This is a genomic window from Aeromonas sp. 604282, assembly GCF_049170575.1.
GTDB classification, from domain to species: Bacteria; Pseudomonadota; Gammaproteobacteria; order Enterobacterales; family Aeromonadaceae; genus Aeromonas; species Aeromonas veronii_A.
This window is the reverse complement of record NZ_JAAKMV010000001.1, coordinates 540,723-559,558: the sequence shown is the minus strand read 5'-3', so window position 1 is coordinate 559,558 and position 18,836 is coordinate 540,723. Positions and strand designations below refer to the sequence as shown.

The following is an 18,836-nucleotide window of genomic DNA, read 5'->3' as shown; positions in this document are numbered from 1 at the left end:
CCAGCTGAAGGGATAAACAGGCGGGGAGGGGATGACTCTTCCCCGCCTGTTGCTACCTGTGGGTGTTACCGGCGGTTAGCCGTGAGCCACCCGAAAGCGCACGCTGCGGGAGTGGCACGGTGCCAGCTCACCAAACTCGCCAGCGGCCAGTTCAAGGGGCTGGGGCTGTTCGTCCATCCGCACCGCTTGCCAGTCGCTCAGGGCGTGTTCGCAGCTCACTTTGCCACCCTTCAGCACAGCCTGCTCGCTCGGGTTGTAGACCCGGATCACCAGCGCCTCTTCATCCTCGGCTTTTTTCAGGGCACTCAGCACCGGACCGGAGGGATCCATGGCGAGCAGACTGAAGTGGAGCGGGGTGGTGAAGCTCGCTTTGTTGAGCTTCATGGCATCGAACGGGATCTTGTTGTAGCAGCGCACCGGGGTGAGGTAGCTGCGCGCCGCCTGCATCACGTTGGCGCTGATGTGATCACCGGCAAACGCCAGCAGGCTGAAACGGCAGCTGAGCTTGCCACGCACCTGGGAGTCCGGGGTGGGCAGCTTGATGCCGGAGGGGCGACCCGGGCGCAGCAGCAGCTCCTCTTTACCGAGTACGCCGACCCCGCGCAGCAGGGTGAGTGCCAGGGTGTCGCACTGCTCACCGATCACTTCAAACTCGCGCAGACCGTCACTCAGCACCGCCAGCCCCTGCTTGCCATCTTGCAGGGCGACGAAGTTCATCAGCTGCCAGACCGGAATGGGGGCCTCTTTCCACCCCTCCGCTTCCCAGTTCGCCATGGCGCTGTCGCGGGTGGGGCGGGTGATGCAGCCAAACTGGTTGTCGGAGACCACGGTGTCGCTCGGGAAGGGGGTGGGGATCAGCACTCGCACCCGATGATCATCGGCCTGATTGTCGAGCTCCAGCTCGATATCGATACGCGGGCTCTGGTGCGCCAGCGTGATACGGCAGGTGACATCGAGGTGACCGTTGCACTGGCGGCTGGCCCGCTCGGCGAGGTTGGCCGGCAAGGCCATACGCAGTTTGAGAGTGGCGATGCTCTGCCACGCCTGATGGGTGACCTCGCGGGTCACCGCAAACTCGGTGGAGTAGCGCAGCCACTCGTCCCGCGATGGCGAGTAGTCATACTCGTCGCCATCATCGGAGCCCTCTTCGAGAGTGAGCACCTGATCAAAGGTGGTGCCGCGCAGTTTATCCAGGATCTGCAGGGTGCCGTTGTCATTGAGGGCTATGCGATAAAAATCGTTCTCCAGCAGCTCGCCGCTGGCCGTCACCGGTTGCTCCAGTCCCGGCTGGTTGCCCTCGATATGCAGAGTGCAGTAGCCCATGGCGGGCAGGGGATGACAGAGCTGGATGTCGTACTCCATAAAGGGGTCGTAGTTGCCGTAGTGCACGATCTGTCGGTCCACCAGTCCCGGGTCAATCTCGCGCTTGGCGCGGATGAAGTAGGGGACCGGCTGGCCCGCTTCATCGCGCAGGGCAAAGGATTGGGCGCGAATGCGGATGCTGGTGTTGCTCACCTCCTGACGGGGGAAGGGCATCAGGTTGAACAGGCAGAGTTTGTCGGCCACCTGCACGCCGTCTTCGCAGAGCGCCACCGGCATATTGTCGACAATCTTGCGCATGTAGAAGCGGATCAGGTTCTCGGCCATGTCGTCGGCCAGAATGAAGCGGGTCATCACCTCCTGATGCACCTTGTCGCTGCAGCAGCAGCCGATGCTGTCATGGGCGTGGTTCTTCATGATCTCCTTCCACATCTTCTCCAAAAGCCCGTGGTGGTACTCGAAGCCGAGCGCCCAGGCGATGCTCGCCAGCGGCTCGAGGATGTTGACGATCTTGTTCTCGATGGCGGCGTGAGCCAGCTTGATATCCATCCGGGTGGAGGAGATGGTGCGGTGTACCCGCATGTATTTGCCGTCGTTGAACTCCCCCTTGAGGGTGGCCAGCTGGTCGCGGCATGCCTCGATACGCTCGAAGACCTGCTCGAAGCGGCTCATGTGGAATTCACGCTGGGGGTAGATCTCCCGCAGCTTGTCGATGATGGCGAAGATGTTCTGTTGCAGTGGCATCTGGTCGTGGCCGTTGGGCAGCAGGATATCCTTGGTCACCGAGGCCTTCTCCAGCACCTCGAAGTAGGATTCGAGCCGCTTGCGCAGGCCCGCTTCATCTTCCGGCAGGTACTTGCCGATGGCGTAGCCGAGCGGCAGGACCTGGGCGGTCACCTCGCTGCCATCGTTGCTCTGCCAGAGGAACTCGGTCTTGTCGGTGCCGTGACGCTCGGAGCAGCCGCGCCAGAACATGGCCCGGTCAATCCCGAAGCCGTTGAAGATGTGGGGTAGCTGGGAGGACATACCGAACGAGTCGGGCAGGTAACCGATCTTCATCGGCTCGCCAAGGCTAAGGCAGTCGCGCATCCCGTAGAGCAGGTTGCGCAGGATGGACTCGCCGCTCACCTGCATGGTGTCGGTCTGGGTGTACCAGGGGCCAATAATGAGTTTGCCCGCTTCCACCAGCGCCTTCACCCGGGCCTTGTTCTCGGGCTGGATGGCGAAGTAATCCTCCAGCACCGCGGTCTGGCCGTCCAGCACATAGAACTTGTAGTCGGGGTCGGACTCAAGCCGCGCCAGGATCTCCGCCATGTTGTTGACCAGCAGGATGCGGGACTCCTCGGTGGTGAAGTACCACTCCCGATCCCAGTGCATGTGTGGCGTGATGTGAACTCGTGAAACTGTCATGACAATGATCCTTTGCTGACGCACGGCGGCCCTTGCCTGCCGTGCGGAAAAATAGTCTGTTGAAAAAGCGGTGGTGAAGATGCGCCTTACTCTGCAGCGACCACCTGATAGGTGCCGCGCTGCATGGCGTGACGGCGCCAGCCGATCAGCACCACAGTGGAGATAAGGGTGCCCACCAGCGCCGCTCCGAGCCAGACGGCGGCAGCCATCAGGGCGCCGTGGCCGCCATCGTGGAGCAGGAAGAGGGAGAAGATGCCAGCCCCCGGGGTGGAGAGACCAATCCCCATGGCACCCACCATGGCGCCGGTGACCACCGAGCCTGCGAGGAAGGAGCCGATCACCCGGATCGGATCTTCGATGGCCATCGGAATGGCGCCCTCGGTGATCCCAGCCAGCCCCAGCAGCCAGGTGGATTTGCCGGTCTCGATCTCGAAGGTCTGGAACAGGCGCGGTGCCAGCAGGGTGGAGAAGGTGACGGTAAAGGCCGAGACCATCTTGACCGCGCCGAAGATGGCGTAAGGGCCGTAGACCCCGTTGGCCATGGCGCCGAGGCAGAAGGCGTAGGCCGCCTTGTTGACCGGGCCACCTAGGTCAAACGAGCACATAAAGCCGAGCAGGGCGCCCAGCACCAGCGCATTGGTGCCGGAGAGGCCGTTGAGCCACTCGGTGAGGCTGTTGTTGAGCCAGGCCACCGGCTGACCGATGACAAACAGCATCAGGCTGCCCGCCACCAGGGTGCCGATCACCGGATAGAGGTAAAAGGTGAGAAAGCCGTTGAAGTTGGGGCTAAGGCGCACATGCTGCTTGACCCAGCGCATCAGGTAACCGGCGATAAGGCCACCGACCACGCCGCCGAGAAAACCGGAGCTAATCATGTTGGCGGCCAGTCCCGCTGCAAAGCCCGGGCCCAGCGCCGGTTTGTCCGCCAGCGAATAGGCGGTATAGGCCGCCAGCACCGGCACCATCAGAGTGCCCAGCATGCCACCGCCCAGCTTGCGGTACATCCAGAGCCAGGAGTTCTCGGTATCAAACAGATGCTGCAGGCCGAAGATCTGGGCCAGCAGCACAGAGACGGCGAGCACGGTACCGCCTGCCACGATGAGCGGCACGGCAAAGGAGATGCCGCTCAGCAGCGCCTGCTTGAGCTCGGTCTTGAGGCTCACCTTCTTGCCGGTCTGCGCGTCGCTCTGGCTGGTGTTGGGCGTCGGGGCGGTGCGACCGGCCTTGGCCGCTTCCAGCGCGTCATTCAGGATCCGCTCGGCATGGCGGATGGGCTCGGCCACCGGCGTCTCGATCCGGGGGATACCGGCGAAACGCTCCTGCTCCTTGATGGCCACCTCGGCGGCGAAGATGCAGGCCACCGCAGCATCGAGCGCCTCTTGCGGCAGGCGATCCTCAATGCCGTTGGCACCCTGCTTTTCGACCAGTACCCGAATGCCCAGCTTGCGCCCCGCTTTTTCCAGATACTCGGCGGCCATATAGGTGTGGGCGATCCCCGCCGGACAGGCGGTGACACAGACCACAGTGGGTTTATTTGTATCTAAGTTGTCTTCTTTTGCTGGTTGCTTGCCGCCATCCCCTTCACCATCGAGCAGCGCCATCAGCTGCTCGGCACTCTGGGCCGCCAGCACTGCCTCGCGGGTATCGTCATCCACCAGGGCAGTGGTGAGGGTGGTGAGCAGCTGCATATGGGTGGAGCCCGCCTGATCGGTCGGGATCGCCAGCATGAAGATCAGGTTGACCGGCTCGGGGCCGTCGATCCCCTCCCAGCCCAGCTCCTCGCTCAGGGTAGCGACGGCAAAGGCTGCTTCACGCACCGCATCACACTTGCCGTGTGGCACCGCCAGCCCTTCGCCAAGGGCGGTGGGGCCCTGCGCCTCGCGGGCCATGACCGCCGCCAGAAAGGCGGCCTTGTCGTGCAGCTTGCCGGCCTGATCGAGCCGATCAGCCAGGGCATGAATGGCCGCATCCCGATCGGCAAACCGGGTTTGCAACGTGATGAGATGGGGGCCGGTAAGACTGGTCAGATTCATGATGATCCTCTGTCAGGTTGGCTTGCCAGCAAGCCGTCATGGTGAAAGTGACAGCGATGCTAACAAACCGGTCGACTGATTTTTGTGAGTGGTATCATACAATTCGTTATTTGTATTGTTTTTGTATTGTTTGTTCGAGGTGATTTGTTAGGTCAAATGAGGCCGAGCCGTTTTGTCTGCCGGGCAACTGGGGTAGAATGGCGCCTCTTCCATTTATCATGGCGCAGAGCCGACGAGGTGGCCTTTCGTGTCGAAAAAACCTATGTATCGCCAGATAGCCGACACCATCCAGCAGTGGATTGCGCAAGGGGAGCTGGCCCCCGGCGATGCCCTGCCCACGGAAGCCGAGTTGCGCGAGCAGTTCGGTGTGAGCCGGGTGACGGTGCGCCAGGCCCTCAAGCAGCTGACCGAACTCAACGTCATCGAGAGCATTCAGGGCAGCGGCAGCTATGTGCGGCAGGAGAAGGTGAACTACGACATCTATCAGCTCACCAGCCTCTATGAGAAGGTGACCGATCCGGCGGCCGAGACCCACAGCGACATTCTCGCCTTCGAGGTGATCAAGGCGAGCAGCGAGCTGGCCGAGCGGCTCAATCTGCTGGAGGGGGCGCTTGTCTACTACGTCAAGCGGGTGCGCTTTATTCGTCAGATCGCGGTAACGCTGGAGGAGACCTGGATGCCGCTCGCCCTCTTCCCCGACCTCAGCTATGCGGTGATGCAGGGCTCCAAGTACCACTACATCGAAGAGGTGAAGCAGCTGGTGATTGACCGCAGCGAGCAGGAGATCATTCCGGTGCTCCCCTCGGCGCAGGTGGTGGAGGCGCTCGGTATCGATCCCGCCAAGCCCATTATCGAGAAGGTCTCCCGCGGCTTCCTGCAAGATGGCACAGTGTTCGAGTTCAGTCGCAACTTCTTCAAGAGCGATGATTACAAGTTCACGCTGGTCGCCCGCCGCGCCAAGGGCTGAGCGGGCGCCAGCACCCGAGATGAAAAAGGCCACCACTGTGTTTGCGGTGGTGGCCTTTGTTTTTGGCTGATTGCCGGGCTGAATGGCAGATTGGCTGGTGGTTTGATGCAGCCGTTCTACTGCGCTGAGTCGTTGATAACTTTCTCGACCCGTACCTGCAGGCTCCCTTGCGCCAGAGTGGTGATGAGCTGATCGCCATTGTTGACCTGATCGGCGCGGCTAATGACCTCACCACGCGCGGTGCGGGTGATGGAGTAGCCGCGCCCCAGGGTGGCGAGCGGGCTCACCCCGTCGAGGCGGGCGCTGAGCATGGCGAGGCGGTGACTAGCAAGGTCTTGCCGTTTTGCAATCAGGGCATGAAGCCGCTCCTCGGCCAGCTGATGGCGGCGTTTGCCAGCTGCCAAGAGGCGCTCCGGACTCTTGCCCTGCAGGCGCAGTTCAAGGTTGGTGAGGCGCCGCTCACCCTGATGCAGCCGCTGGCGCAGCAGTTGCTGCAAACGGGTGGAGAGCTCGTCGAGTCGCTGGGATTGTTGCTCCAGCCGCCGCTTCGGATCCTGATGGTCGAGCCGCTTTTGCAGCAGGATGAAATCGTGGCGGGCGGCGGTCTGCTGGCGGCTCATCGCCTGCAGCAGTCGCTGCTTGAGGTGAACGAGACGCTGGGCTCGGGCGCTCTGATCCGGCGCCACCAGCTCGGCGGCGGCCGATGGGGTAGGGGCGCGCAAGTCGGCGGCAAAGTCGCTGATGGTGACATCCACCTCGTGGCCCACCGCGCTCACCACTGGTATGGCGGAGTGGGCAATGGCACGCGCCACCGCCTCTTCGTTAAAGCACCAGAGATCTTCGAGCGACCCGCCGCCGCGCCCGACGATCAGCACATCCACCTCGGCGCGCTGGTTCGCTTTGGCGATCGCCGCGACGATCTGGCTGATGGCGGCGCTCCCCTGTACCTGAGTCGGGTAGATAAAGACCGGCAGATCTGGCGCACGCCGTTTAAGCACCGTCAGCATATCGTGCAAAGCCGCACCGGTGGCGGAGGTAATGAGGCCTACCGCGCGCGGTTCGCGGGGCAGCGGCCGCTTGCGGCTCTCGTCAAACAGCCCCTCGGCGCCGAGGCGGCGCTTGAGCTCTTCAAAACGCAGCGCCAGCACGCCATCGCCTGCAGGTTGCATCGACTCGATGATCAGCTGGTAGTCGCCGCGCGGCTCATAGAGGGAAACTCGCGCCTGCACCAGCACCTGCATGCCATCCTGCGGGCGAAAGGCCACCCGCCGGTTGTTGCCCTTGAACATGGCGCAGCGCACCTGCGCCGATATGTCCTTGAGGGAGAAGTACCAGTGGCCGGAGCTTGGCATCGCCAGATTGGAGAGCTCGCCGGTCAGCCACACCAGCCCCAAATCCTGCTCCAGGATCATGCGCACGGCGCTGTTGAGGCGGGTGACAGTAAAGACCTGCTGTTGCCTGTTTTGGCCGGATTCGTTGCGATAGTTCAAGGCGGTTCCTGCGCACGGTTCCTCGCCAGCGAAGGCGGAGGAGAGAAACAATGTCGCCATCTTACCCCACTTCACCTCGTCCGCCGAGTCAATGGATCAGGTTGGTCACTCCTCCCTGCAAATCGGTGTTGCATGGAAATGAAAGCGCTATCAATCACATACAGCCAATAGCGAAGTCGATGGTGGTCACATTTTGCGCGTATTCGCCATGAATTGGTTATGGGGAACTCTAGACTGATCGGGCTCATCCGAAGGCGGGACTGTAGCGGATGGGGGAATGCCGGGGCACACCGGCATCACACACAAAACAATGAAAATAAAGGACTATCAATGGCTAGATGGATACTCGCGGCCGGATTGTTGGGAACCCTGATCACGGCGCCGACGTCGGCGGCGGAGTGGTTCTTCCGGGGCACCGCGAATGGATGGGCGGCGACCGCCATGATGTCGACGGACGGCGTCAATTTTGATACCTGCCAGCGCTTCGTGAGCGGGGATGCCAGCGGCGGACCGCGCTTCAAGATAGACAGGTACGGCAACTGGCAGCAGAGCTACCCGGCGGCCGACTACGGGGTCAATGCCAACACGGCGTACCAGATCCGCATCAACGCCAGCACTCAGGCGGTGAGCGCGACGGAGGTGGCCAGTTGCGAGGCCTCGGGGTTTGCCAGCACCTTGCCGCAACTCAACGTACGCGGCACCTTCAACGGCTGGGCAAGCCTCCCCATGACTCTGGTAGGGGATCACCTGTGGCAGGTGGAAGCCTACATGGATGGCAAGGCGAGCCAGCGCCTCAAGTTTGATCAGGCTGGCGACTGGGCCGTCAACTTTGGCGACAGCAACGGCGACGGCGTGCTGGAGAAAAGTGGCGGCGACATCTTCTGGAACGCCGTGGGTACGGTGCGCATCCAGGTCAACGACCAGACCCTGGTCTACAGCATCACCCCCCTTGGGGATGACAACCAGCCGCCGCTCGCGGTCATCACCCCGGGGAGCACGGTGAATGTGACCCAGGGGGCGTCACTGACCTTGAGCGGCAGCGACTCTACGGATCCCGACGGCCAGATCACGAGCTATCTGTGGAGCAGCGGCGAGACCACGGAGAGCATCGTCGTCAGCACCACCCAAACCGGCACCTTCACCTATGGCCTCACGGTCACCGACGATCAGGGCGCCAAGGGCAGCAGCAGCGTGAGCGTGGTGGTTGGGGCAGGACAGAGCAGCGACAGCTGGTACTTCCGGGGCACGACCAACAACTGGGGACTCACCCCCATGACCAGTGAGGATGGCACCACCTTCTGCACCGAGCAGGCCTTTGGCAGTAACAACCCCCGCTTCAAGATTGACCACAAGGGGGACTGGACCGAGGCGTATCCGGTCCAGGATTACCTGGTTAGCGCCAACACCCGCTATCGCATCTGCTTTGACAGCCTGCGCAAGGCCATCGAGGTGGAGACGCTGGCCGGGGCCGATCTGCAGGCCCCCACGGTGACGGCCACCCCGGCCCCGGGGAGTTATCTGGACAGCCAGTCCATCACCCTGGGGGTGAGCGACGATCAGGACAGCGCCCCCGCCGTGCATTTCACCACGGACGGCAGCCAGCCCACCACTGCGTCGGCCCGCTATGCAGGCCAGCCCTTGGTGGCGAGCGACAAGGGGAGCGGCACCGATCTGGTGATCCGCACCCTTGCCATTGACGCCAGCGGCAATCAGCGCGAGCAGCGCTTCGAGTACCGTATCGGCGAGCAGGGTGTGGCGAGCGGCGATTTTCGTGCCGAGAGCATCTACTTCCTGCTGACCGCCCGCTTCTATGATGGCGATCCCAGCAACAACTACCATAACCGGGATCGCTACAAGGCGGGGGATCCCCATTGGCGCGGCGACTTCAAGGGCTTGATCGCCAAGATCGACTACATCAAGGATCTCGGCTTCACCGCCATCTGGGTGACGCCACCGGTGGAGAACCGCTCCGGCCTCGACTACCACGGCTACCACGCCTACGACTTCTACCGGGTCGATCCCCGTCTGGAGTCGCCGGGGGCGGGTTACCGGGAGTTCATCCAGGCGGCCCACGCCAAGGGGCTCAAGGTGATCCAGGATGTGGTGCTCAACCACTCGAGCCAGTACGGCCTGCGCGGCAAGACCTGGATCGATCGCCTGCCCGTCAAATACTACGTACCGGCGGGGTCGAGCCAGGGGCTCATCAACAACGGCCCCTATCAGGGCAACCTCGGGGACTACGCCAGCGCCAACCGCTGTGACGACGACAACCCGGTGGCTCCCGACTGGTACAAGGCCCGCTGCCAGTCCGATCCGGCGGGCACCCAGCCTCTGGTGGACCCCAAGACAGGCGCCACCGTGCCGAGTGCTGGCTACAACCCCAACCGCTTCTTCGGCATCGACGCCCAGACCCTGGATCCCGCCTGGTATCACCTGGACGGTTTCATGTCAGGCGGTGACTGGGAGAGCCCGCTCGCCCTGCAGCGCAAACACATGGCGGGGGATTGCATCGATCTCGCCACCGGCAACCAGAACGTCAAGGACTACCTCAACGGCGCCATCCGCCAGTACCTCGACATGGGGGTTGACGCCATTCGCATCGATACCTTGAAGCACATCGAGCGGGACGAGCTGCTGACCTATGTCCACGACTGGCAGGCCCACAAGCCGGGGTTGTTCGTCTTTGGCGAGAACCTGGTCAAGGGCACCGGCTGGGGCTCTGAGCTGGCCAACGACAATGCCTCGGCGGTGATCCGTCCCTGGTGGTATACCCGCACCACGCCGAACCCGGCGGATCCCCGGGCAGGGGGCGATTCCGGCCTCTCTGTGCTGGACTTCTCCCTCTTCTCCACCTTCCGTGACAACGTCACCCGGGGGAGCTTTGGCGGGGTGGGCGGGATCTTTGCCATGGACTGGGTCTATGGGGATGCCACCAAGCTCATCACCTTCTTCCAGAACCATGACGTGGGGCCGGACAACGACTTCAAGTACCGCTACGGCGGGGAAGAGGGCAATGCGGCTATGACCTACAACCTGCTCTGGACGGCGCGGGGCATCCCGACCCTCTACTACGGGGAGGAGGTGATGTTCCAGGCGGGCAAGCCTCAGGATATCGACGGGGCCACCATGACGGTGGATCAGACTGGTCGTGCCTACTACGGGGAGGTGCTGGACAACCCGGCCACTCCGAGCCACCCGCTCTACCAGCACATCAAGCGCCTGAACCAGATCCGCAAGGCGGTGCCCGCCCTGCAGAAGGCGCCCATGAGCCAGGTGAACGAGTGGAGCAGCGGCATCAGCTTCGTGCGTGACCTGAGCGCTCAAGGCAGCTACGCTGCCGTGGGCCTCGCGGCCAGTTCGGCCCAGCAAATAAACCTGAGTGGCCTGAAGAACGGCACCTATACGGATGCGGTGACCGGCGCGAGTCAGAACGTCAGCAACGGCAGTCTGAGCTTTGCGGTGCCCGCCTATTCGGCACGGGTCTGGGTACTGAACGGCCCGGGCAAGGTGGGCGTTGACGGTAAATATCTCAAATAAGGAAAGTCTGTCACAGTGTGCAGCGAGTCGGCCTTGGGGCCGACTTTTTTATGCCGCATATCAAGGGATCGAGGGAGATGGACCAGACGGGGAAGGCAATAAGCAGTAGCGTCGACATCGCTTGGGAGCAAGCGGCATCCGAGGGTGGCTTGCTCTGTTATGGTGCTTTCGCCCCAAAGTGGTGCGCATCATCGACATTGGCAGCAGGAACCCACCTTGGAGAAATATGCCGTATCCACCCTATGCCCCTCCTGTGACGAGCATGATTCATGCTGCCATGTGGCAGCATATCAACATGATCCACTTAATAACGGGCTTTAAAAGGGGAGATGGTGAGCTGCCTTCAGTGTGGCTGGCCAAACATGCTGATGCAGCCTGATGTTTGTCCCATGAATGGGTGTGTTGCTCCTGTCATAGGCAGAATGTCGGAATTTAAATTTGATTTTTCAGCTTATCCTGGATGCTTGTGTTGATTGGCGCTTTTTTTGCTGAGTCTTGTGATGTCGGCAGGGGGACCGGCAGGGGAAATGGCCAGGGCGCCCGAGTATGCCGACCCCTTCGGCCCAGTGACTGGTGCCCTGATGTCACAGCAAACATGGAAAGGAGTCATATGGAAAGTGAAATGACCATGTCGCCCGTGCCGGCGACCAAAGCCCTGGCCCACACCCTCAAGGACGATGTTTACGGCATGGTGCTCGGGGTCATGTTTATCGCGGTCGGTCTCAACCTGCTCAAGTGTTCCGGCATGATCACCGGTGGCATCGCGGGCATCGCCCTTCTGCTCGTCCATGTCAGCAGTTTGCCCATCGGGGTTCTGTTCTTCATGGTCAACATGCCCTTCATGGTGTTTTGTTACTTCACCATGGGGCGCGCCTTCACCATCAAGACGCTGATCGTCAACGTTACCCTCTCGGCGGCCACCCAGGCGGTACCGCTGCTGCTGACGGTGAGCTATGTCCACCCACTGTTTGCCGCCTTGGTAGGGGGGACCTTTCTCGGCATGGGGGTGTTGTCTCTGGCGCGCCACAATGCCTCCGTGGGTGGCACCGGGGTGGTGACGCTCTGGCTGCAACGGCGCGTTGGCATCAACGCGGGAAAGAGCCAGATGGTGCTTGATGTGCTGGTGTTTGCACTCTCCCTGCTCACCTTGCCACTGCCCTTGCTGCTCTGGTCCACCCTGAGTGCGCTGGCGATGAACGCCATGCTGATGAATTGGCACAAGCCAGGTCGCTATCAGGGAAACTAAACACCCGGCTGCACATAATTGGATCATTGAAAATGCTGTTCCGGGAGGTTGGAGGGAGAAAGGGGCTCAACGACAAAAAAGATCATTTTGTCGTGAAAAAAGGCATGATTACAGCTGAATTTATTAGTTTTTTGCGCCGTTAGCCGCCTAAAAGAGGGCTATGCCATAAAAAATTCAAAAAACTTCTTTACCAGTGACCAATGCGTGAGTAAACTTCGTCGGCAATATTTTACACCCCCACTTCCTCAACGGTGAGATATTGCCATGCTCAGGATTGCCAAAGAAGCGTTAACCTTCGACGATGTACTGTTGGTTCCCGCCCACTCCGAAGTTCTTCCCAATACTGCCGATCTGCGTACCAAGCTGACCTCTGCCATCAGCCTGAACATCCCCATGATCTCCGCTGCCATGGACACAGTGACCGAAGCCCGTCTGGCTATCGCACTGGCCCAGGAAGGCGGTATCGGCTTTATCCACAAGAACATGTCCATCGAGCAGCAGGCTGCCGAAGTGCGCAAGGTCAAGAAGTACGAGAGCGGCGTGGTCACTGACCCCGTCACCGTGCGCCCTGACATGACCATCGCCCAAATCAAGGAGCTGAGCCACAAGAATGGCTTCGCCGGTTACCCCGTGGTGACTGACGGTAATCAGCTGGTCGGTATCATCACCGGCCGTGACGTGCGCTTCGTGATTGACCTCTCCCAGACCGTTGAACAGATCATGACCCAGAAAGATCGTCTGGTCACCGTACGTGAAGGGGCCCCTCGCGAAGAGGTGGTTGCCCTGATGCAAAAGCACCGTATCGAAAAAGTGCTGGTGGTTAACGGCGACTTCAAACTCAAGGGCATGATCACCGTTAAAGATTTCCAGAAAGCCGAGCGCAAGCCCCACGCCTGTAAAGATGACAAGGGTCGTCTGCGAGTCGGTGCTGCCGTTGGCGCCGGTGCCGGCAACGAAGAGCGCGTCGCTGCGCTGGTGGAAGCCGGTGTTGACGTGCTGCTGATCGACTCCTCCCACGGCCACTCCCAGGGCGTGCTGGATCGCATCAAGGCCACTCGCGACGCCTATCCGGATCTGCAGATCATCGGTGGCAACGTGGCGACCGCCGCGGGCGCCAAGGCGCTGGCTGCTGCAGGTGTCAATGCGGTCAAGGTCGGTATCGGCCCGGGCTCCATCTGTACTACCCGTATCGTGACCGGCGTGGGTGTGCCCCAGATCACTGCCATCTCCGACGCCGTTGACGCGCTGGAAGGCACCGGTATTCCGGTGATTGCCGATGGCGGTATCCGCTTCTCCGGCGACATCGCCAAGGCCATTGCCGCGGGCGCCAGCTGCGTTATGGTCGGTTCCATGTTCGCCGGTACTGAAGAAGCGCCGGGCGAGATCGAGCTCTATCAGGGTCGCTCCTTCAAATCCTACCGTGGTATGGGTTCCCTGGGCGCCATGTCCAAAGGCTCCAGCGACCGCTACTTCCAGACCGACAACGCCGCCGACAAGCTGGTGCCGGAAGGCATCGAAGGTCGTGTGCCGTACAAGGGTCGCCTCAAAGAGATCATCCACCAGCAGATGGGCGGCCTGCGCTCCTCCATGGGCCTGACCGGCAGCGCCACCATCGACGACATGCGCACTAAAGCTGAATTTGTGCGCATCTCCGGCGCCGGGATGAAAGAGTCCCACGTCCACGATGTGACCATTACCAAAGAAGCCCCCAACTATCGGATGGGCTGATAAAACGGGGCCCTGCGCCCCGTTTTTCCACCCTTTTTTTATCCCGTGCCCTTTGTGACAACATCAGCCTGATGCAGGAATAAAATGACTAAAGACATTCACCAGCACCGTATCCTTATCCTCGACTTCGGTTCCCAGTACACCCAGCTGATCGCCCGCCGCGTGCGCGAAATCGGTGTTTACTGCGAACTGTGGGCCTGGGACGTAACCGAAGAGCAGATCCGCGAATTCAATCCGAGCGGCATCATCCTCTCCGGCGGCCCCGAGTCCGTCACCGAAGCGGGCAGCCCGCGCGCCCCCGAGTATGTGTTCAACGCCGGTGTCCCTGTGTTCGGTATCTGCTACGGCATGCAGACCATGGCCGAGCAGCTGGGTGGCAAGGTGCAATCCTCCACCGAGCGTGAATTCGGTTACGCCAAGGTGGAAGTGCTGGGCGAAGCTGGCAAGAGCAGCGCCCTCTTGCGCAATATCGAAGATGCCATCGCCGACAACGGCAATGCCCTGCTGGATGTCTGGATGAGCCACGGTGACAAGGTCACCACCATTCCGGCCGACTTCACCACCATCGCCCAGACTCCGACCTGCCCCCACGCGGCCATGGCCAACGAAGCCAAGCGCTTCTACGGCGTGCAGTTCCACCCGGAAGTGACCCACACCCGTCAGGGTGCCCGCATGCTGGAACACTTCGTCAAAGACATCTGCGGTTGCGAATGCCTCTGGACCCCGGCCACCATCATCGATGACGCCGTTGCCCGCATCCGCGAGCAGGTGGGTGACGATGAAGTGATCCTCGGCCTCTCCGGCGGTGTCGACTCCTCCGTGGTTGCTATGCTGGTGCACCGCGCCATCGGCGATCGCCTCACCTGCGTATTCGTGGACAACGGCCTGCTGCGCCTGAACGAAGGCACCCAGGTGATGGAGATGTTTGGTGATCACTTTGGTCTCAACATCGTCAAGGTCGATGCCGAAGAGCGCTTCCTCTCTGCCCTGGCCGGTGTTGACGAGCCGGAAGCCAAGCGCAAGATCATCGGCCGCGTCTTCGTCGAAGTGTTTGATGATGAAGCGAAAAAGCTGAAAAACGCCAAGTGGCTGGCACAAGGCACCATCTATCCGGACGTTATCGAATCCGCTGCCAGCAAGACCGGCAAGGCCCACGTCATCAAGTCTCACCACAACGTCGGCGGCCTGCCGGAAGAGATGAAGATGGGTCTGGTCGAGCCGCTGCGCGAACTGTTCAAAGACGAAGTGCGCCGCGTTGGCCTCGAGCTGGGTCTGCCCTACGACATGCTCTACCGTCACCCGTTCCCGGGCCCGGGTCTGGGCGTGCGCGTCCTTGGCGAAGTGAAGAAAGAGTACTGCGATATTCTGCGCCGCGCCGATGCGGTCTTTATCGAAGAGCTGCGCAAAGCCGACCTCTACAACCAGGTCAGCCAGGCGTTCGCCGTGTTCCTGCCGGTGCGCTCCGTTGGCGTGATGGGCGATGGTCGTAAATATGACTGGGTCATTGCCCTGCGTGCCGTCGAAACCATCGACTTTATGACCGCCCACTGGGCTCACCTGCCGTACGACTTCCTCGGTCACGTATCGAACCGCATCATCAACGAGATCAACGGTATCTCCCGCGTGGTGTACGACGTCTCCGGCAAGCCGCCCGCAACTATCGAATGGGAATAAGCGGCTCGCGCCGTTCTACCCTTCGAGCATAAAAATGCAAAAAGACGCCCTTGAGGCGTCTTTTCTTTTCTCAATCGTTTGCGCCTCATATCTTCTTTTTTCGAGCAGCTTTTTCGCCACCTTGCCCCTGTCATATGTGACAGGGGCATTTTTGCCATCCCGCACTAGGCTCTCTCATGCCAATTGAGCCAGCTGTCAACAGCGGCTTGTGGCAAGGGGGAGGGCTGATCGAGTTGTAGATAGCTGCGCAAACGGGCCCATCGTCATCGCGCCAACCGGCAGTGATGACACCCCGGTGGAGACCGGAAACCACTTGAATCAACGGGGCGCAGCCCGAACGGCCAAACGAGTCGGGATCATAGAGCACGGAGAGTTTGATATGTCAGAACAAGCAGTGTTGGTGGGTGGATGGACCGCATATCACAAGCTGACCGCCGAGGATCAGGCGGTATTTGATCAGGCGCTGAAAGGATTTGCCGGGGTGCAGTACGTACCCTTTGAAGTCTCCACCCAGGTGGTGGCTGGCACCAACTACCGCTTCAAGTGCAAGAGCACAGTGCCGCTTGCCAAACCGATCCATGGCGAAGCCGTGGTACAGATCTTCAAATCACTGGACGGGGATGCCCATATCACTTCCATTACCCCGATTTGATTGGGTGGTGGGGCAAGGTGGGGAGGGGGAATAACCTCCAACCTTTTTGCTCAAAGTCCTTAAAATAAGAAAGACGCCTTAGGGCGTCTTTCTTATTTCCACCACCAGTTATCTCTGATGCATGGTACAGTATTTGTACTTATTGATTAATTTGTTGATCTTGCTCAGGAAACTATCATCATCTGCTTTTGCTTATCTGTCTTGCTCGCTAGGATATCCGTCTGGATATGACCTCTTTGGAGTTACCAATGAATCAGAACAGATATATTGCGTAGGGGAGAAATCAAGCAAACACTTTCAGATCCCAGTAATAGTAATGCAATGATTTAAAATTATTTTTTTGAGGTGGCATGAATAAAATCACTAAATATATTTTGAGCAAGTTGTTAAATCAGCCATGCCCTATTCAAATTCCTCGAAGTGGAGAGTTAGGAAAGCAGGTTAACTGCTATTCCATAAGTATTTATAATGGCGATGTCCCAATCATGCTCGTTAACTCTATTGAAGAAAATGGGTTAAATGGCAATCATTTTGAAGGTGGGGGATTCTGTACAGAGGCTGTAATTCCTTTTTCGCTTTATTCTGGCTTGAGTTTACGAGTTGATCATTATCATGGGCTGGTGACACATACATATAACGGCGTGCTAGATTATATCCTTCATGAATGGACTGGGTTATATAAGCTACAGTCAATATATATTTTAGCAAAACATTCTGTCCCACAATATTTTTTCAACAAGAGAAACTTACAACTACCAAAGAGAATGAAGATTCTAGAAAGTATAGTTTCCAGGCAATCAGAAGAGCCTCACAAATCATTTTCGTCGCTTGACCTAATGAGTTACATATATTCAATTAGGTGGTATTTGCATCCACAGAAAACAGAATTGCGTAAAAAAATGGATCTGTATTTATCATCATTCGTAGCATCAGGAGAGTTGAAAAATAATGGTAGTAGTTTCGAGTTTATAATCACAGGTAAAGCTATAGCCACTTTAGAGCAATATCAAATTGAGACTGCAAGGGCGAAATCTGCCAAGTCCGCAAACTCTTGGATGCTTAGACTTACGGCTATATTAGCATTTTTTGCTGCCTTTCAGTCTGGCTTAATTAAGTCACCGGTGTGGATTGATCTAGGTAAGATTTTGGAATGGCTGTCATTGTTCATGTAACAATGCCATTAAATTCACTTCCTACGGTCGTCAGAAGCTTGGAGTTACGTGCTTTTGCGAATAAGTTAAATCTAGGAGTAAATTCGAAAGAATTTTTGCCATTTTTGCCATATTTGCCGACTTTGATTACAACGTTAATTGTTGTTCCTATCGGTATTTATCTACAAACACGGTTAAAAAATCTTGCGCATAGCAATGACTTTTTGAAAGCTATTGAACAGCTAAAAAAGAATATGGAAGCGGTGGAAAGCATAAAAAGGCAGTTTGATGAAAAATACTGGGTAAAGCAGCACGTTTGGGATACTAAGCGTCTTGCCTATGAAGAAATACTATCTTGCCTGTATTTAACAAAAGAGTATATCGAAGACCAAATAGCATATTTAACTGATTATAAAGATAGTTTTATTTGTATCGGGAGTTATATTTACGACTTTGAAGACAAGTGCCGTAGGGTGCAATGAAATTGCACCGCTAATTTGGTTTCTGCTGTTTTGCACAAAAGCCGCTCGGCAAGCGGTGCAATGCGCTGCGCTTATTGCACCCTACCTGTTTCGTCAATTCGCTGAGGTGGGGCGGCTGAGTGCTGAGCCTCGCCAAAGCAACAAAAGGGGCGATCTGCGCCCCTACTCTGCTAATGCCCTCGCTTTAGACCGTGAATGCTCGTTCGGCGCGGCCTGATTGTCTGCTGACTCACTACCAAGATGCCTGTTTTCCTCATTAGGCCGGACAGAAAAAGGCCACCTTCACTCATACCTCGCCGCTTCCCAGGCGTGTATCGCCTGTTTGCGGGTCTCGCCCCAGTGATAGCCGCCGAGTCTGCCGTTTTGCTGGATGACTCTGTGGCAGGGGATCATCAAGGCGACGGGGTTGGCGCCCACCGCCAGACCCACGGCGCGGGCGGCCTTGGGATTGCCGATGGCGCTCGCCACCTGGGCGTAGCTCACCACCTTGGCGGGCGGGATATGCAGCAGCGCCCGCCAGACGCTGATCTGAAAGTTGGTGCCGCTCACGTACAAGGATATGGGGCGATCCGGTGCCTTGCTGCCATCGAACATGGTGTTGATGACCCCTTGGGTGCGTGATGGGGCTTCTTGCAGCCTTGCCTCAGGCCAGCTGCGGGCGAGGGTGGCCAGCGGCGCCTCTGGGGCCTTGTCATCGAGAAACGAGAAGTTGCACACCCCCCGCGGGGTCAGGGCGACGAATGCCTGACCAAAGGGGGTGTCGTGCACCCCGTGATCGATAACCAGCCCGGCCCCGCGCTGCTTGTACTCGCCCGGCGTCACCGCTTCGAGTTGCACGAAGTGATCGTAGAGCCGCGAGCCGCTGCTAAGGCCCAGGGTATCGGCCACCTCCAGCAGCGGGCGCGACTCCTGCAGCAGTGCCTTGGCCCGCTCCAGGGTCAGCACCTGCAGATAGCGTTTGGGCGTCACCCCGGCCCAGCGGCTGAACAGCCGCTGGAAGTGAAAGGGACTTAAGTGAACGTGCGCCGCTATCTCGTCCAGAGTGGGCTGACGCTCCACCTGACTTGCGATAAAACGGATGGCATCGGCGATGCGGGCGTAATCAGACATAAGGCGCTCTCACGATAAGTTTGCGGTCGCAGGATC

At 59.1% G+C, this 18,836-nt stretch carries 12 protein-coding genes; 8 read left to right on the top strand and 4 right to left on the bottom strand.

Going from position 1 to position 18,836, the window contains the following annotated elements:
- Positions 1-75 precede the first annotated feature (75 nt).
- Together mngB and mngA are read right to left on the bottom strand one after the other, a co-directional pair.
- A complete protein-coding gene (mngB, locus tag G5367_RS02350) occupies positions 76-2,730 on the bottom strand; it encodes a mannosylglycerate hydrolase (RefSeq protein WP_421243722.1) in 2,655 nt (884 codons plus the stop codon).
- Between the two features lie 86 nt (positions 2,731-2,816).
- Positions 2,817-4,763 carry a PTS 2-O-a-mannosyl-D-glycerate transporter subunit IIABC gene (gene mngA, locus G5367_RS02345; protein WP_421243721.1) on the bottom strand — a complete coding sequence of 649 codons (1,947 nt, stop codon included), beginning with the start codon at positions 4,761-4,763 and terminating at the stop codon, positions 2,817-2,819.
- A 247-nt stretch (positions 4,764-5,010) separates the two neighbouring features.
- On the opposite strand from mngA, the gene G5367_RS02340 reads away from it, so the two are divergent.
- Positions 5,011-5,730, top strand: coding sequence for a GntR family transcriptional regulator (locus G5367_RS02340; RefSeq protein ID WP_005337027.1), 720 nt, complete (start codon positions 5,011-5,013; stop codon positions 5,728-5,730).
- A gap of 116 nt (positions 5,731-5,846) precedes the next feature.
- Here G5367_RS02340 and xseA read toward each other — a convergent pair whose 3' ends face one another.
- Positions 5,847-7,220 (bottom strand): exodeoxyribonuclease VII large subunit, encoded by a 1,374-nt coding sequence (gene xseA, locus G5367_RS02335; RefSeq protein WP_421208516.1) that lies wholly within the window; start codon positions 7,218-7,220, stop codon positions 5,847-5,849.
- 330 nt (positions 7,221-7,550) lie between these two features.
- On the opposite strand from xseA, the gene G5367_RS02330 reads away from it, so the two are divergent.
- The 7 genes from G5367_RS02330 (at position 7,551) to G5367_RS02300 (ending at position 17,690) form a co-directional block, all read left to right on the top strand.
- Positions 7,551-10,757, top strand: a complete 3,207-nt coding sequence (locus tag G5367_RS02330) for an alpha-amylase family glycosyl hydrolase (RefSeq protein ID WP_421243720.1) — start codon at positions 7,551-7,553, stop codon at positions 10,755-10,757.
- Positions 10,758-11,367: 610 nt separating this feature from the next.
- The gene (locus G5367_RS02325) at positions 11,368-12,003 is read left to right on the top strand and encodes a YitT family protein (RefSeq protein ID WP_421243719.1); all 636 of its coding nucleotides are present in this window, start codon (positions 11,368-11,370) and stop codon (positions 12,001-12,003) included.
- A gap of 264 nt (positions 12,004-12,267) precedes the next feature.
- Positions 12,268-13,731 carry an IMP dehydrogenase gene (gene guaB / locus G5367_RS02320; RefSeq protein ID WP_005345006.1) on the top strand — a complete coding sequence of 488 codons (1,464 nt, stop codon included), beginning with the start codon at positions 12,268-12,270 and terminating at the stop codon, positions 13,729-13,731.
- Between the two features lie 84 nt (positions 13,732-13,815).
- Positions 13,816-15,405, top strand: a complete 1,590-nt coding sequence (guaA, locus tag G5367_RS02315) for a glutamine-hydrolyzing GMP synthase (RefSeq protein ID WP_076495702.1) — start codon at positions 13,816-13,818, stop codon at positions 15,403-15,405.
- 379 nt (positions 15,406-15,784) lie between these two features.
- Complete coding sequence (locus tag G5367_RS02310) at positions 15,785-16,057, top strand: hypothetical protein (RefSeq protein ID WP_421243718.1); 273 nt, start codon at positions 15,785-15,787, stop codon at positions 16,055-16,057.
- Positions 16,058-16,407: 350 nt separating this feature from the next.
- The gene (locus G5367_RS02305) at positions 16,408-17,229 is read left to right on the top strand and encodes a hypothetical protein (protein ID WP_216978597.1); all 822 of its coding nucleotides are present in this window, start codon (positions 16,408-16,410) and stop codon (positions 17,227-17,229) included.
- Positions 17,208-17,690 carry a hypothetical protein gene (locus G5367_RS02300; protein WP_421293810.1) on the top strand — a complete coding sequence of 161 codons (483 nt, stop codon included), beginning with the start codon at positions 17,208-17,210 and terminating at the stop codon, positions 17,688-17,690. The genes G5367_RS02305 and G5367_RS02300 overlap by 22 nt, the downstream gene beginning before the upstream one ends.
- Positions 17,691-17,972: 282 nt before the next feature.
- Here the strand turns inward: G5367_RS02300 and G5367_RS02295 are convergent, their stop codons facing one another.
- Positions 17,973-18,800, bottom strand: a complete 828-nt coding sequence (locus tag G5367_RS02295; protein WP_216978599.1) for a bifunctional transcriptional activator/DNA repair enzyme AdaA — start codon at positions 18,798-18,800, stop codon at positions 17,973-17,975.
- Between the last annotated feature and the right edge of the window lie 36 nt (positions 18,801-18,836).